The organism is Arthrobacter sp. TmtSoilC48, from assembly GCF_059739425.1.
Map to the genome: position 1 here is coordinate 494,058 of NZ_AP046049.1, position 12,559 is coordinate 506,616.

The 12,559-nt window shown below is 61.2% G+C and carries 12 protein-coding genes; 9 read left to right on the forward strand and 3 right to left on the reverse strand.

Annotation, left to right across the window (positions count from 1 at the left end; all coding sequences use genetic code 11):
* Positions 1-97: 97 nt before the first annotated feature.
* From AC6I97_RS02385 to AC6I97_RS02410, 6 genes are all read left to right on the forward strand, one after another.
* Positions 98-1,042, forward strand: a complete 945-nt coding sequence (locus tag AC6I97_RS02385) for an ABC transporter ATP-binding protein (RefSeq protein ID WP_309930463.1) — start codon at positions 98-100, stop codon at positions 1,040-1,042.
* Positions 1,043-1,044: 2 nt separating this feature from the next.
* Positions 1,045-1,896: an ABC transporter permease gene (locus tag AC6I97_RS02390; RefSeq protein WP_224092491.1), complete on the forward strand. Its 852-nt coding sequence runs from the start codon at positions 1,045-1,047 to the stop codon at positions 1,894-1,896.
* A gap of 18 nt (positions 1,897-1,914) precedes the next feature.
* Positions 1,915-3,198 carry a sensor histidine kinase gene (locus AC6I97_RS02395; RefSeq protein ID WP_224092493.1) on the forward strand — a complete coding sequence of 428 codons (1,284 nt, stop codon included), beginning with the start codon at positions 1,915-1,917 and terminating at the stop codon, positions 3,196-3,198.
* A gap of 56 nt (positions 3,199-3,254) precedes the next feature.
* Entirely contained in the window at positions 3,255-3,893 is a 639-nt protein-coding gene (locus tag AC6I97_RS02400; RefSeq protein ID WP_396133564.1) for a response regulator, read from the forward strand.
* A gap of 164 nt (positions 3,894-4,057) precedes the next feature.
* Positions 4,058-5,506 carry an amino acid permease gene (locus AC6I97_RS02405; RefSeq protein ID WP_497943979.1) on the forward strand — a complete coding sequence of 483 codons (1,449 nt, stop codon included), beginning with the start codon at positions 4,058-4,060 and terminating at the stop codon, positions 5,504-5,506.
* Positions 5,507-5,652: 146 nt separating this feature from the next.
* Positions 5,653-6,411 (forward strand): IclR family transcriptional regulator, encoded by a 759-nt coding sequence (locus AC6I97_RS02410; protein ID WP_497943980.1) that lies wholly within the window; start codon positions 5,653-5,655, stop codon positions 6,409-6,411.
* A gap of 11 nt (positions 6,412-6,422) precedes the next feature.
* Here the strand turns inward: AC6I97_RS02410 and AC6I97_RS02415 are convergent, their stop codons facing one another.
* From AC6I97_RS02415 to AC6I97_RS02425, 3 genes are all read right to left on the reverse strand, one after another.
* Positions 6,423-7,187: an IclR family transcriptional regulator gene (locus AC6I97_RS02415; protein WP_497943981.1), complete on the reverse strand. Its 765-nt coding sequence runs from the start codon at positions 7,185-7,187 to the stop codon at positions 6,423-6,425.
* Positions 7,188-7,284: 97 nt separating this feature from the next.
* The gene (locus AC6I97_RS02420; RefSeq protein ID WP_497943982.1) at positions 7,285-8,025 is read right to left on the reverse strand and encodes a cyclase family protein; all 741 of its coding nucleotides are present in this window, start codon (positions 8,023-8,025) and stop codon (positions 7,285-7,287) included.
* Positions 8,025-8,471 (reverse strand): hypothetical protein, encoded by a 447-nt coding sequence (locus AC6I97_RS02425; protein WP_497943983.1) that lies wholly within the window; start codon positions 8,469-8,471, stop codon positions 8,025-8,027. Before AC6I97_RS02425 ends, AC6I97_RS02420 begins: the two co-directional genes overlap by 1 nt.
* Positions 8,472-8,656: 185 nt before the next feature.
* Here AC6I97_RS02425 and AC6I97_RS02430 point away from each other — a divergent pair, with 185 nt between their 5' ends.
* From AC6I97_RS02430 to AC6I97_RS02440, 3 genes are all read left to right on the forward strand, one after another.
* Positions 8,657-9,544 (forward strand): intradiol ring-cleavage dioxygenase, encoded by an 888-nt coding sequence (locus tag AC6I97_RS02430; RefSeq protein WP_497943984.1) that lies wholly within the window; start codon positions 8,657-8,659, stop codon positions 9,542-9,544.
* Positions 9,545-9,581: 37 nt separating this feature from the next.
* A complete protein-coding gene (locus AC6I97_RS02435; RefSeq protein ID WP_497943985.1) occupies positions 9,582-10,889 on the forward strand; it encodes a M18 family aminopeptidase in 1,308 nt (435 codons plus the stop codon).
* Between the two features lie 242 nt (positions 10,890-11,131).
* Positions 11,132-12,547 carry an amino acid permease gene (locus tag AC6I97_RS02440; RefSeq protein ID WP_497943986.1) on the forward strand — a complete coding sequence of 472 codons (1,416 nt, stop codon included), beginning with the start codon at positions 11,132-11,134 and terminating at the stop codon, positions 12,545-12,547.
* Positions 12,548-12,559: the final 12 nt, after the last annotated feature.

Here is a 12,559-nt window from a genome sequence, read left to right on the forward strand (position 1 = left end):
CTGAGACAGGCGATTTCCGCACCCTCTGTGACTAGCGTTGTCAGTACAGTCAACAACTCATCTGCACGTACACGTGCTCCGAGGAGGGAACGCTTCCATGATCGAAGCAACAGGCCTGACGAAGGTCTACGGCGAGAAGACCGCCGTCGGCGGTGTCAGTTTCACCGTCCAAGCCGGACGGGTAACGGGTTTCCTGGGCCCGAACGGTGCCGGCAAGTCAACCACGATGCGCATGATCATGGGACTGGACACTCCCACCGCGGGTTCCGTGACCGTGAACGGTGAACCGTTCGCCAAGCACGTTGCGCCGCTGCGTGAAATCGGTGCGCTGCTGGATGCCAAGGCAGTCCATACCAGCCGCACGGCGTACAACCACCTGCTCGCCATGGCCGCGACGCACAGCATCCCCAAGAGCCGGGTGCGGGAGGTCATCGAGATGACCGGACTGGGAGAAGTCGCTAAGAAGAAGGTGAAAGGTTTCTCGCTCGGCATGGGCCAGCGCCTGGGCATTGCGGCAGCGCTGCTGGGTGATCCGCAGACCATCATCCTGGACGAGCCCGTCAACGGCCTGGATCCGGAAGGCGTGGTCTGGGTTCGCAACCTGGTCAAGTACCTCGCTTCCGAGGGCCGCACCGTGTTCCTGTCCAGCCACCTCATGAGTGAAATGGCATTGACTGCAGACCATCTGATCGTGATTGGCCGCGGCAAAATCATTGCGGATGCACCCATCGCAGAGATCATCACCGGCAAGGGCCAGGCCCGCACACGAGTCCGCACGGACCAGCCGGAGCAGCTCATGCAACTGCTCGCCGGTACCGGTGTATCCGTGGAAGTCCACGAGCGTGAGCTGCTGGAAGTTTCGGGCCTGGATCCTCGCGGAATCGCCCGGACCGCCCTGGAGAACCAGATCATGGTCTACGAGCTGACCCCGCTCCAGGCAAGTCTCGAAGAGGCGTACATGGAGTTGACCAAGGACGAGGTGGAATACCACTCGCACATCACCGCCGGGACCTCTGTTCCCGTTCAGGCCGGAGGGAAATAGACATGAGCACCACCACTTTGGACCGCAAGTCCATGCGCAACTCCGTTGGTCCGGGACCGGCCTTCCACCGCGTACTGAACTCCGAGTTCATCAAGTTCCGCACCTTGTTGTCCACGCTGATTCTCCTGGCATCCACGGCGTTGGTCATGGTTGGCTTCGCAGCACTCTCGGCTTGGGGTACGGGACAATTCGCCGAGCAAGCTGCGAGGGATCCCGAAGCCGCCGCAGCCATTGCTGCGCAGGGCGGCGACATCGCAGTCAGCATCCCCACTTCCGGCATCGCATTCGCCCAGCTGATCCTCGGTTCGTTGGGCGTCCTGCTCATGAGCTCGGAATTCACCACGGGCATGGCGCGCTCCACGTTCGCTGCGGTCCCCAAGAGGCTCTCGCCGTTCCTGGCCAAGCTGATAGTCGTGATGGTCAGTGCATTCCTGTTGACGGCTGTGTCCACCTTCATAGCCGGCCTCGTGTCACTCCCCATCGTGGATAACTACGATCTCAAGCTGGACCTCAGCAGCTCGCAATCGGTCAAGCTCTTGCTCGTAAACAGCATTTACGTGGCAGCCGTGGCAGCGATTGGCATGGCACTGGGAACCATCGTCCGCAACTCGGCAGGAGGCATCATGAGCCTCGTGGGCCTGTTCTTTGTGGCCCCGATTGCATTCCAGCTCATTCCCGGCGATTTCTTCGTGGAAGCCCGCAAGTACCTTCCCGGCAACACCATCAACCCGATGACCGCCGTCGAGCATGTTCCTGACACCCTGGAAGTCTGGCAGGCCGCCCTGGTTCTCGGCGCCTGGGTTGTGGTGCCTGTGGCCTTGGCCATGGTCCTGTTGAAAAAGCGGGATGTCTAGGCCGTTTAGGCTCAATCCATGACTGAAGCTTCCCAAGTGAAGGACGCGCCGGCTGTAACAGCTGACGCGTCCTTCGCTGAAATTGCCCAGCGCCGCAGGGGCCGAATCCGTCGCTATTTTTTCGAACGTCCCCGTGCGATGGATGCGGTGGTTGTCCTTTGCTACGTCCTTTTGGCCTTGCCCACCATCATTACTTCGATCATCGAGGGCAAGTGGCTCGTCGTCGGGCTCTTGCTGCTGATCGCGACGGTCCTGATATTCCGGCGGCGCTACCCGCTTCAGGTGGTTGCCGCCGTCGTGGTTCTGGAAGTCCTGGCCACTGTGCTGAATCCATGGGGCTCGAACGTGTCCGCGGGGTTGTGGTTTGCCCTCTACGCGGTCGCCACAACCCGGAAGCGGCCAATTTCGCTGGTGGTGTTTGGCGCTGCGAGCCTGCCGCTCAGCCTGTTATACCTTTTCATGTGGACAAGTCCCAGCAGTATGAACACCCTGCAGGACGTCCCCGAGAACTTCCACCTCATCAACAACATCGCCACTGCCGTGACCATCATGCTGTCCAACCTGCTGGCCACAGGTATTGGTATCTCCGTCCGCCAGCGGCGGGAGCATGAGGCCGAGATCGCCGCATGGGCAGCGCGGACAACGCAGTTGGGCAAGGTCACCGAGCGCAACAGGATTGCGCGGGAAATGCACGACGTCGTTGCTCACTCCCTGACGGTAATGATCAGTTTGTCGGACGGTGCGGCAGTGGTGGTCAAGAAGGACCCCGACCGCGCCGGCGACGTCCTGGGTGAGCTGTCCCGAACGGGCAGGGCAGCGCTTGCGGACATGCGGCGGGTGCTCGGAGTCCTGCGCGACGATTCCGGCCGCCCGGCGCCACTGACTCCGCTCGAGTCCGGGCTTAACCTCGCCAAGCTGCTGGATGGTTTCCGTACGGCCGGCCTGCCGCTGCACTACGCGCACACTGGCCCCGCGCTTCCGGCCGATCCTGCTTTCGAGCTCACCGTGTACCGGATTGTGCAGGAATCGCTGACCAATGTCCTCCGCTACGGGCGCTCGCTCAGCCGCGTGGACGTGCAGGTAGCCCGCGACGGCGATCTGGTCACCATCGACGTGCACGACGACGGCCGCGGAACCCGGGAGGGTGGCGAGTCGATGGACAGCCTGGGAACACGGCAAGGCATTGCCGGAATGCGTGAACGGGCTGGAATCTATGCTGGAATCGTTACTGCCGGTCCGGGTAAAAGGGGAGGCTGGGCGGTCCACGCCGAGCTGCACTGGAACGGCGAAAAGGGGGAATAGTGGTAGATCAGGGCGTCATCAAGATCCTGCTGGTGGATGACCAGCCACTGCTGCGGATGGGCTTTCGACTCATTCTTGAAGGTGAAGAGAACTTCCATGTGGTGGGCGAGGCATCAGACGGGAACGAGGCCGTCCGGAAGGTTGAGGAGCTGCAGCCGGATGTGGTGCTCATGGACGTCCGAATGCCCACCATGGATGGCATAGAAGCGACGCGCCGCATTTCGGACGCCGGTTCCGAAGCCCGGGTCATCATCCTCACCACCTTTGACCTGGACGAATACGCGTTCTCGGGACTGCAGGCGGGTGCTTCTGCATTCCTGCTTAAGGATGTGGCCCCCGTTGAACTCGTGCACGCTGTGCGGCTTGTGGCCAGCGGCGACGCCGTTGTGGCCCCCCGCGTAACGCAGAGGCTGTTGGAGACGTACGTACGCGGCGGCAGCGTGCCCGGCCAATCGCCCAGCCCACACCGCGATCCGTTATTGGACGATCTCACACCACGCGAGACCGAGATCCTCACGACCATCGCTGAGGGGCTTTCCAATGCGGAGATAGCCCATAAGTTCTTCCTGTCCGAGGCAACTGTCAAGACCCATGTCCGCCGCATCCTCAGCAAGCTGCAACTGAGGGATCGGGTGCAAGTGGTTGTGTACGCGTACGAGACCGGACTTGTTGTGCCGAGCAACCCGGACTACTAATGCGTTAGGCACTTAGCGTGCAACATATGCATTAACAAATGTTTTTAATGACCACATGCGGCGAAAATGTGTTACCTTCGTCACTACAGACGCCCTCTTTGGCACCTTAAGTCCGGATGTCCTCAGGCGTACCGTTCGCATCTGTCATTAACCGGAGACACCACATGGAACCTTCAGCACCCCTGCAACTGGACCATCTACCTGATGCTCCCGCCTCGTCCACCGCTCCTGCCGAAACCGGCCTCCGCCGAACGATGGGTCCGCGGCACCTCATCATGATCGCGATGGGAGGTGTCATCGGATCGGGCCTGTTCCTCAGTTCGGGCTACACGATTTCCCAGGCAGGCCCGCTTGGTGCTGTCATTGCCTACCTCGTGGGGGCATTCGTGGTCTATCTGGTGATGGCCTGCCTTGGAGAACTCGCGATCGCCTACCCGGTATCGGGCGCCTTCCACATTTACGCCGCACGATCCATTGGTCCGGCCACGGGCTTCACCACGGCCTGGCTCTATTGGCTTTGCTGGGCGGTCGCGATCGGCTCCGAATTCACGGCGTCAGGACTGCTCATGCAGCGGTGGTTCCCTGGCGTCGAAGTCTGGGTGTGGTGCGTTGTGTTCGCAGCAGTCCTCTTCGGATTCAATGCCATCTCCTCCCGGTTCTTCGGAGAATCTGAATTCTGGTTCTCCATCGTCAAAGTGGGGGCGATCATTGCGTTGATCGTCCTTGGCGGAGCCGCACTCCTTGGATTCCAGCCCCTCGCGGAGTCCGGTAACCATCCGTTCCTCTTTGAGAACTTCAACACCTCAGGCGGACTCTTTCCCAACGGCTTCTCCGGAGTACTGGTTACTGCCCTGGCGGTCTTCTATGCCTTCTCCGGGTCTGAACTCATCGGGGTTGCTGCCGGAGAAACCACCGATCCTGCGCGGAACATCCCCAAGGCCATGCGTAGCACTGTCGTCCGCCTCCTGATCTTCTTCGTCGGTGCCATTGCCGTCATCGCAGCAACTGTTCCTTTTGATCAGGTGGGACTGGATGAGAGCCCGTTCGTCACAGTGTTCTCCTCTGTGGGTATCCCCTACGCGGCCGACATCATGAACTTCGTCATCATCACGGCACTGTTGTCCGCTGGAAACAGTGGCCTGTTCTCCTGTGCACGCATGCTGTACTCGTTGTCTGATGAAGGGCACGCACCAAAGGCCCTGAAGCGACTGACGCGGCGCGGTATCCCCCTCGTTGCCCTTTCTGTAAGCATGCTTGGCGGGCTGGCGTCGCTGATCAGCAGCGTGGTTGCACCGGAAACGGTCTACCTTGCCCTTGTTTCCGTGGCCGGATTCGCGGTGGTGGGCGTATGGATGTCAATCACGGCATCGCACTTCTTCCATCGCCGGGCCTTCGTCCGAAAGGGTGGGCAGGTGGCCGACCTTGCTTACAAGGCCCCGTTCTTCCCGCTGGTTCCGATCCTGGCATTCACTCTTTGCCTGATCTCACTGGTAGGTATCGCGTTCGATCCAAATCAGGTTGCTGCTCTCTACTTCGGTATTCCGTTCGTAGCCGCCTGCTACATCTACTTCCACTTCAGGCACGGGCGACACGCGGTTAAGCAGGTCGCCTGACCAATCCAGCACAGGGCTTCGCGGCCGGACTTCAGAGAGAGTCCGGCCGCGAAGCCGTTCATCGTCCTGCCCATGAGGTCCTGATTCCTGCCGCTGACAAGGGCGTGTGAGAATGGCGTGAGCGCTTGGCGGAAGGAGCGGGATTCTTGGAGGTGTCACCGGAGGCGTCGTCGTTGGCGCAGGGGCTTCGTCTGGTTCGGTTGGTTACTGACCGCGAAAAGCAGGGCCGTCAGTTACTTGGCGTGTCCCAACTCGCGGCCGAGCTGGACATGGAGCAGAGCCGGGTTTCGCGCCTGGCCCAGGAACTGTGCGACTTGGGGCTGCTTGAGCGGCTGGAGCGCGGCCCTTTCCGTGCGGGACCTCGGTTCTTCAGCCTGGCCGCCTCCCTCAATGTTGGCTGGGTCCATGATTCGCGTGCCGAGCTGGAAGAGTTGGTCTCGTCCCTGGGACTTCGGTCCCGGCTGTCAGTGCGGGATGGTGTCAGGGTTCTGCTGTTGCGTTCCTCTACCAACAACTCAGTCCTGGGCGGGTTCGCAAAGCCGGGAATGGTCACGCCCGTGTGGTGTACGGGTTCGGGGCGGGCGTTGCTGTGGGACCACTCCCGGAACGAGCTGGAAGCCCTGCTTAAGGACGTCAACTTCATCGGCGTCGGCGGGCCTGCTGCAGCACATTCCCAAGGGGAAGTCGACGCCCTCATGGAGCGCGACAGGCCCAGGGGTTTTGTTTTGGCGGCTGAGGAGTTCGAATACGGTGTATGGGAACTGGCCGTACCTGTCCGGGATCCTTCAGGCGGCATCCTTGCTGCGCTCAGTATCCTGGGTACCCGTTCCGATCTTGAGGGGGCCGCACCGGAGCTTGCCCCGCTGCTGCATTCGGCAGCGCACCGGCTCGGTTCCGGGACTTAAGCTGTTGGCGGCTATTGAAGTCGTCCGCCAACCATCGACTCAAGCCACTCCTGCCAAGCATGGAGGGCGACTGCGTAAGTTTCGCGGTGGGGCTCAATTCGAGACTTCGGGCCCACTATCTGTAGGGCTGCAGCAACCTCTCCCTTGAAGTCGCGTATGGGGGCGGCCAGTGAGTAAAGTCCCGGCTCAGCTTCTTCGTCCACGATTGAGTAGCCGCGCACGCGAGCATCATTGAGCCGCGCCAGGAAGTCCTCCACAGACGGGGGCGTATTGGGTCCATGCTTCACGAACTCAACAGATTCGAAGATCTTACGGACTTCTTCGTCCGGGGCGTCCCACAGAAGTGCTTGGCCGGCGTCACTGCAATAGGCAGGATACGGACGTCCAAGCCACGATCCCACGAGGTTGGCGCTGGCTGGCACCTGTTCACCGATGGTGACCGTACTGTTGCCGCTGAGCACGCCAAGGAAGCACGCCTCGTTGGTTTCAGAAGCGAGACCCTCGAGCGCGGTCAGCCCGTCCGTCTTCAGCCGTTGTTCAGCGACCAGTTGGGCGTCCGTGAGGATAGTCCAACCCAAGCTGTACTTTCGCTGATCCCTGCGGGCCAGGAAACCCTCCTGCAAGGCACCCTTGAGGCTTCGCGATACTTGGCTGCGGTCCTTGTCCAGGTCGGCCGCGACGTCGGCGACCGTCCCGCCGTCGTATCCTTGCGCGTGACGGGCACCGACCGCAAGGATGGCCATCATGCCCCGGCCCATGCTTGAGGTCTTTGACATGGATTGATTCTAGCTTTTGGGCGGAAGGTTCTTCGGGACCGGCACCGGGGACCAGTTCCGGGGACCAGCCCCGATGGCGGGCCTGAGTGGGCAGGTCTTAGTGGATGGCGAAAACCCTGGCAGGAAATCCACTGCCTTCCAAGGGCTTGGCCCATGTTGCCACCAGGACGCCGCCGGCCTCGGGCACGTTGTCCAGATTGGCAAGAAGTTCAATCTGCCACTTGTCCCGGGCCAGGACATAAGTTTCCAGGCTGAAGTCCTGCTGGGAGGTGGCGACGCCCGGATCAGTGTCCGTTTGTTCGTGGCCCACGGCAGCCACAGCACGGGTCTCGATCAGGAATTCCAGAACCTCCTGTGACCAGCCGGGAGTGTGGCTGATGCCGGCTTGGTCCTTGTTTGCCATTGCTTGGGCATCAGGCCAGCGATGGCTCCAACCAGTCCGGAGCGCCACAAATGAACCTGCCGGAATCTTCCCGTTCCGCTCCTCCCAGGACTGGACGTCGGCGAGTGTTGGAGTGGCATCTTCATCGAGGCGAACACGGTCACTGATATCCAGGACAACCAAGGGCAAGAGCATTTGTTCCACGGGTATCTGGTCCAGTGTGCGGCCGCCCCGCACAAAGTGTGACGGCGGATCCACATGGGTTCCCCATTGGCCGACGATCGAGTACCGGTGGGCAGTAAAGCCGTCCCCCTTTTCCATGTCAAAGAGGGCTTCGCGGGACTCATCCGGGAAGGCAGCGAAGCGCGGCTGACCCGGATGGAACGCATGCGTCAGATCGGTGTATGTCCTGCCTTCGAGCAGGGGCGCAAGCTGCTGCCATAACTGGGAATCCATCAAGCCACCCGGCTTTCAATGGCAGGAGCGTGGGCACTGCTGGAGACACTCAGCGGCCCGGAGACTTCAATGACGGGAACTTCCCACGGGTGGATATCCACGATCCGCTGGACGAGTTCATGAACGGCCTGGTCTGGGAGCGAGTCGTCGAAGTATGTGGTGAAGACAAAAGTCGGCGAGATGGTCCTCTGCCCAACGCTTCCCAGCGTGGGATTGGCGCCTTCCGCGACTGTGAAGCCCTCGAACCCCGCCGAGGACTCGAAGACGTGGTGGTAATTGCCGAAGCCTCCCAGCTCCGGCGTTGCGGTGAGTGCGTGCAGCAGGGAAGCGATGCCTGCGTCGGCTTCGAGGGCGCCCAGATCGCCACTGGCCAGTTGCGTCATCGTGTCCAGCGGGATGGGCCAGTGGATGCGCAGCTTTCGCACGGCTTTCAATTCAATGTTCATGGGGGCAATGCCTTCCGTGGGTGTGCTTACTGGGAGCAATCGTGGCACAAGGTGACGAGCATTACAAGCATATGAAAATGTTTATATTGCACATCAGGCCTTGGTCGGCTGGTAGTCGCCGCTTTCACAGCTCCACCACGGGTTTGGCATGTACAAGTCACAGCGCCCGTGGGTTTGATGGACGCATGACGTTCCCGCAGCCCCATCCAGACCACGATCGCGGCCTTGAATTCGATCTCTCAACGCTCCTGAGCCGTCGGCGAACGCTCGGGGTCCTGTTCGCCACCGGGACGGCAGCGGCCCTGGCTGCCTGTACGCCGGGTTCCGGAGGTGGCGGCGCATCGCCGTCGTCATCTTCCAGTGCTGCCGCTACCGCAACACAAAGCACGACGGCGGCCGTATCACCTTCCGCTACCAGTACCGTGACGCGCGCACTCGCCGAATGCGGAGTCGAGATCCCGGAGGAAACCCTCGGCCCCTATCCCGGCGACGGTTCCAACGGGCCGAATGTGCTCGAGACATCGGGAGTAGTTCGAAAGGACATCACTTCAAGCTTCGGCAGCTCTACCACCAAGGCCGAAGGCGTCCCGCTGACTTTCACCCTCACCCTGCTGGACAACGCCAACGGTTGCTCACCGCTGGCAGGTGCGGCGGTCTATGCCTGGCACTGCGACCGGAACGGCGAGTATTCCCTTTACGATTCAGGGCTGAAGAACGAGAACTATTTGCGCGGCGTCCAGGAGGCCGACAGGAACGGCCAAGTCACTTTCACTACTATCTACCCCGGCGCCTACAGCGGGCGGTGGCCTCATATTCACTTTGAGGTATTTGAATCCATGAGCAACACTTCCGCGGCGGGGCAGGTGTTGGCGGTTTCCCAGATCGCTCTGGCTGAGGCCGCGTGCAAGGACGTGTACGGTTCGCCGGGATACGAGTCGAGTGCCCGAAACTTTGCAAGAAGCACGCTGGCAGGGGACAACGTCTTTGGTGACGATGGAGGCATATATCAGCTGGCCACCATGTCCGGTTCGGTCCAAGGAGGCTACACAGCCGCGCTGAACGTCACGGTTTGATGCGAAGCGGTCAACAAGCGCAGCTAGACTCGGGGGCATGCCTTCGAATGCCCCCGCAGCAGCTGACCACATCCAGGACCTCGGCGCGTATGTTTCGGCTTCGCCGTCCAGCTTCCATGCAGTGCACGAGGCCGGCAGGCGGCTTGATGGCGCCGGCTTCACCGCGCTGGATGAACTGCAGTCCTGGGAAGGTGGCGCGGGTAAGTTCCATGTCATCCGCGACGGCGCCCTGATCGCGTGGGTCACTCCCGAAAGTGCCGGTCCCACCACGGGCTTCAATATCCTGGGTGCCCACACGGACTCCCCCTCCTTCAAGTTGAAGCCGAAGCCCACCACCGGGAAGTTCGGTTGGCTGCAGGCCGGCGTCGAGGTGTACGGAGGGCCGCTCCTTAACTCCTGGCTGGACCGAGAGCTGCAACTGGCCGGCCGCCTGGTGTTACGCGACGGCACGCAGCACCTGACCGCAACCGGCCCGCTCCTGCGCTTCCCGCAACTCGCCATCCACTTGGACCGTGCGGTTAATGACAACGGCCTGCTTCTGTCCAAGCAGCAGCACATGAATCCGGTCTTCGGGCTCGGTGATCCGGCCAACGAAGATCTTTTGGGCCTGCTTGCCGGGCGCGTCGAGGGCGCCACTGTTGATCCAGCAGACATCGGAGGTTACGACGTCGTCGTGGCGGACACGCAGGCACCTGCGGTTTTCGGCGCCAACGGTGAGTTCTTCGCCTCCGGCCGGTTGGACAACCTTTCTTCGACACACGCTGGCCTGGTGGCATTGATCGAACGCGCGAAAGCGGGGACGAAAGACGGCCCCATCGCTGTCCTCGCCGCTTTTGACCATGAAGAGATCGGTTCCAACTCGCGTTCCGGTGCCTGCGGCCCCATCCTTGAGGACATTTTGACCCGAATCTCTGACGGTCTTGGCGCCTCGGTGAGCCAACGGCGGCAGTCCTTGGCGGCGTCGTTCTGTGTTTCCGCGGACGCCGGCCACGCCGTCCACCCGAACTACGCCGAGAGGCACGATCCCGTCAACCGTCCGCTACTCAACGGTGGGCCGCTGTTGAAGATCAACGCAAACCAGCGTTATGCCACCGATGCCACGGGGGCTGCGCTTTGGGCGCGGTTGTGCGGGGAAGCAAATGTGCCGTACCAGGAATATGTATCCAACAACGACCTTCCTTGTGGCTCCACCATTGGTCCCCTGACTGCGACGCGGCTGGGGATAAGGACAGTGGATGTCGGCATTCCCCTGCTGTCCATGCACTCGGCTCGGGAATTGTGTGGTGTGGAGGACCCGTTCCGGCTGGCCTCCGTGGCGGAGCGGTTCTTCCGCACTGAGGTCTGATTTCCCGGGCGCGGCTAACAAAGCCTCAAAGAGTCATTTCAAGGGAGTTTCTAAAGTTTCCTATATGAGACTTTAGATGCTTATAGTCATACTTTTTGTGCATATTTCCTTTTTTGGGCTCACGAAAATGTACATCCGCACAGGATTTTGCCCTGCGCGGATGGCTACTGTGGGAAAGCCATGTGGCCCGCTGCACATCAACTCGGGCCCCTCTCCAAAGACACTAAGGACGGCGCCGACCCATGCACGCTGACCAACTACTTTCAAAGTCCCTGAAGCCACGACACCTCTCCATGATCGCCATCGCCGGCGTGATTGGTGCTGGGCTGTTTGTGGGTTCCGGCGCCGCTATCCAACAGGCTGGCCCGGGTATCCTCGTCGCCTACTTGGCTGCTGGCCTGGTGGTTATTCTCGTCATGCGAATGCTCGGCGAAATGGCTGCCGCCAACCCGGAAACCGGCTCCTTCTCCACATACGCGGATAAGGCCCTGGGCCGCTGGGCCGGGTTCAGCATTGGCTGGCTCTACGCCTGGTTCTGGATCATCGTGCTCGGCATCGAGGCCACCGCCGGCGCTGCCATCATGCATCGCTGGGTACCGGGCGTCGACCAATGGGTTTGGGCACTGGTGCTCATGGTGCTCCTGACATTGACGAACCTTGGCTCCGTGAAGTCGTACGGCGAGTTCGAATTCTGGTTCGCGTCCATCAAGGTGGCCGCAATCGTCATCTTCCTGCTCGCAGGCATCGCCGCCATCCTTGGCTTGATCCCTGGCGTTTCCGCGCCGGGCGTCGCCAACCTCCTGGACCAGGGAGGCTTCATGCCCAACGGTCCGGGTGCGGTCCTTGCCGGCATCCTCGTGGTGGTCTTCTCGTTCTTTGGTGCCGAGATTGCGACGATCGCCGCGGGTGAATCCGAAAACCCCGTAGACGCAGTCAAGAAGGCTGTGAAGTCCACCGTATGGCGCATCTTGATTTTCTACATCGGCTCCATTGCCATAGTGGTCACACTCCTGCCGTGGAACAGCGCTTCGGTCGCCAAGAGCCCGTATGTTGCCGTGATCGAGCTCTACGGAATCCCGGGTGCCGGCACCATCATGGACATCGTGGTCCTCACCTCGGTGCTCTCCTGCCTGAACTCGGGCCTGTACACGGCAAGCCGGATGCTCTTCTCGCTCTCGCAGCGTGGCGACGCCCCCAAGTCCTGGACGAAGATTTCCAAGCGCGGCGTGCCTGCGGCAGCAGTACTTGCCTCCACCGTGGTTGGGTTCATCACTGTCGGCCTGAACTACGTCGCTCCGGACACAGTGTTCCTGTTCCTAGTCAACACCTCCGGCGCCATCGCCTTGTTCGTGTGGCTGGTCATCGCCAGTTCACAGCTCATCCTCCGCGGACGCATGGGCGCCGCCGCCAAGGATCTGGACCTCAAGATGTGGTTCTTCCCGTACCTCACGTGGATCGCGATTGGAAGCATCGTCGCGCTCATCATCGGCATGGTGATACTTGAATCCACGCGGGAATCGCTCTTCCTCTCCCTGGCCCTTGCTGCGGTCGTCGTCGCCATTGGCGTGTTCCGATACCGCAAGGGTGGCACCCCTTCCACCCCGGTGGGTGACGGGGAAGCCGAGCACGTCACGCTAGGTTCCGGACCGGCGTCGTAAGCGTCCTTTTCG

Excerpts from the sequence above, each read along its gene's own strand:
- AC6I97_RS02385 (WP_309930463.1), top strand. The coding sequence starts at position 98 with ATGATCGAAGCAACAGGCCTGACGAAGGTCTACGGCGAGAAGACCGCC.
- AC6I97_RS02390 (WP_224092491.1), top strand. The coding sequence starts at position 1,045 with ATGAGCACCACCACTTTGGACCGCAAGTCCATGCGCAACTCCGTTGGT.
- AC6I97_RS02395 (WP_224092493.1), top strand. The coding sequence starts at position 1,915 with ATGACTGAAGCTTCCCAAGTGAAGGACGCGCCGGCTGTAACAGCTGAC.
- AC6I97_RS02400 (WP_396133564.1), top strand. The coding sequence starts at position 3,255 with ATGGGCTTTCGACTCATTCTTGAAGGTGAAGAGAACTTCCATGTGGTG.
- AC6I97_RS02405 (WP_497943979.1), top strand. The coding sequence starts at position 4,058 with ATGGAACCTTCAGCACCCCTGCAACTGGACCATCTACCTGATGCTCCC.
- AC6I97_RS02415 (WP_497943981.1), bottom strand. The coding sequence starts at position 7,187 with ATGTCAAAGACCTCAAGCATGGGCCGGGGCATGATGGCCATCCTTGCG.
- AC6I97_RS02420 (WP_497943982.1), bottom strand. The coding sequence starts at position 8,025 with ATGGATTCCCAGTTATGGCAGCAGCTTGCGCCCCTGCTCGAAGGCAGG.
- AC6I97_RS02425 (WP_497943983.1), bottom strand. The coding sequence starts at position 8,471 with ATGAACATTGAATTGAAAGCCGTGCGAAAGCTGCGCATCCACTGGCCC.
- AC6I97_RS02430 (WP_497943984.1), top strand. The coding sequence starts at position 8,657 with ATGACGTTCCCGCAGCCCCATCCAGACCACGATCGCGGCCTTGAATTC.
- AC6I97_RS02435 (WP_497943985.1), top strand. The coding sequence starts at position 9,582 with ATGCCTTCGAATGCCCCCGCAGCAGCTGACCACATCCAGGACCTCGGC.
- AC6I97_RS02440 (WP_497943986.1), top strand. The coding sequence starts at position 11,132 with ATGCACGCTGACCAACTACTTTCAAAGTCCCTGAAGCCACGACACCTC.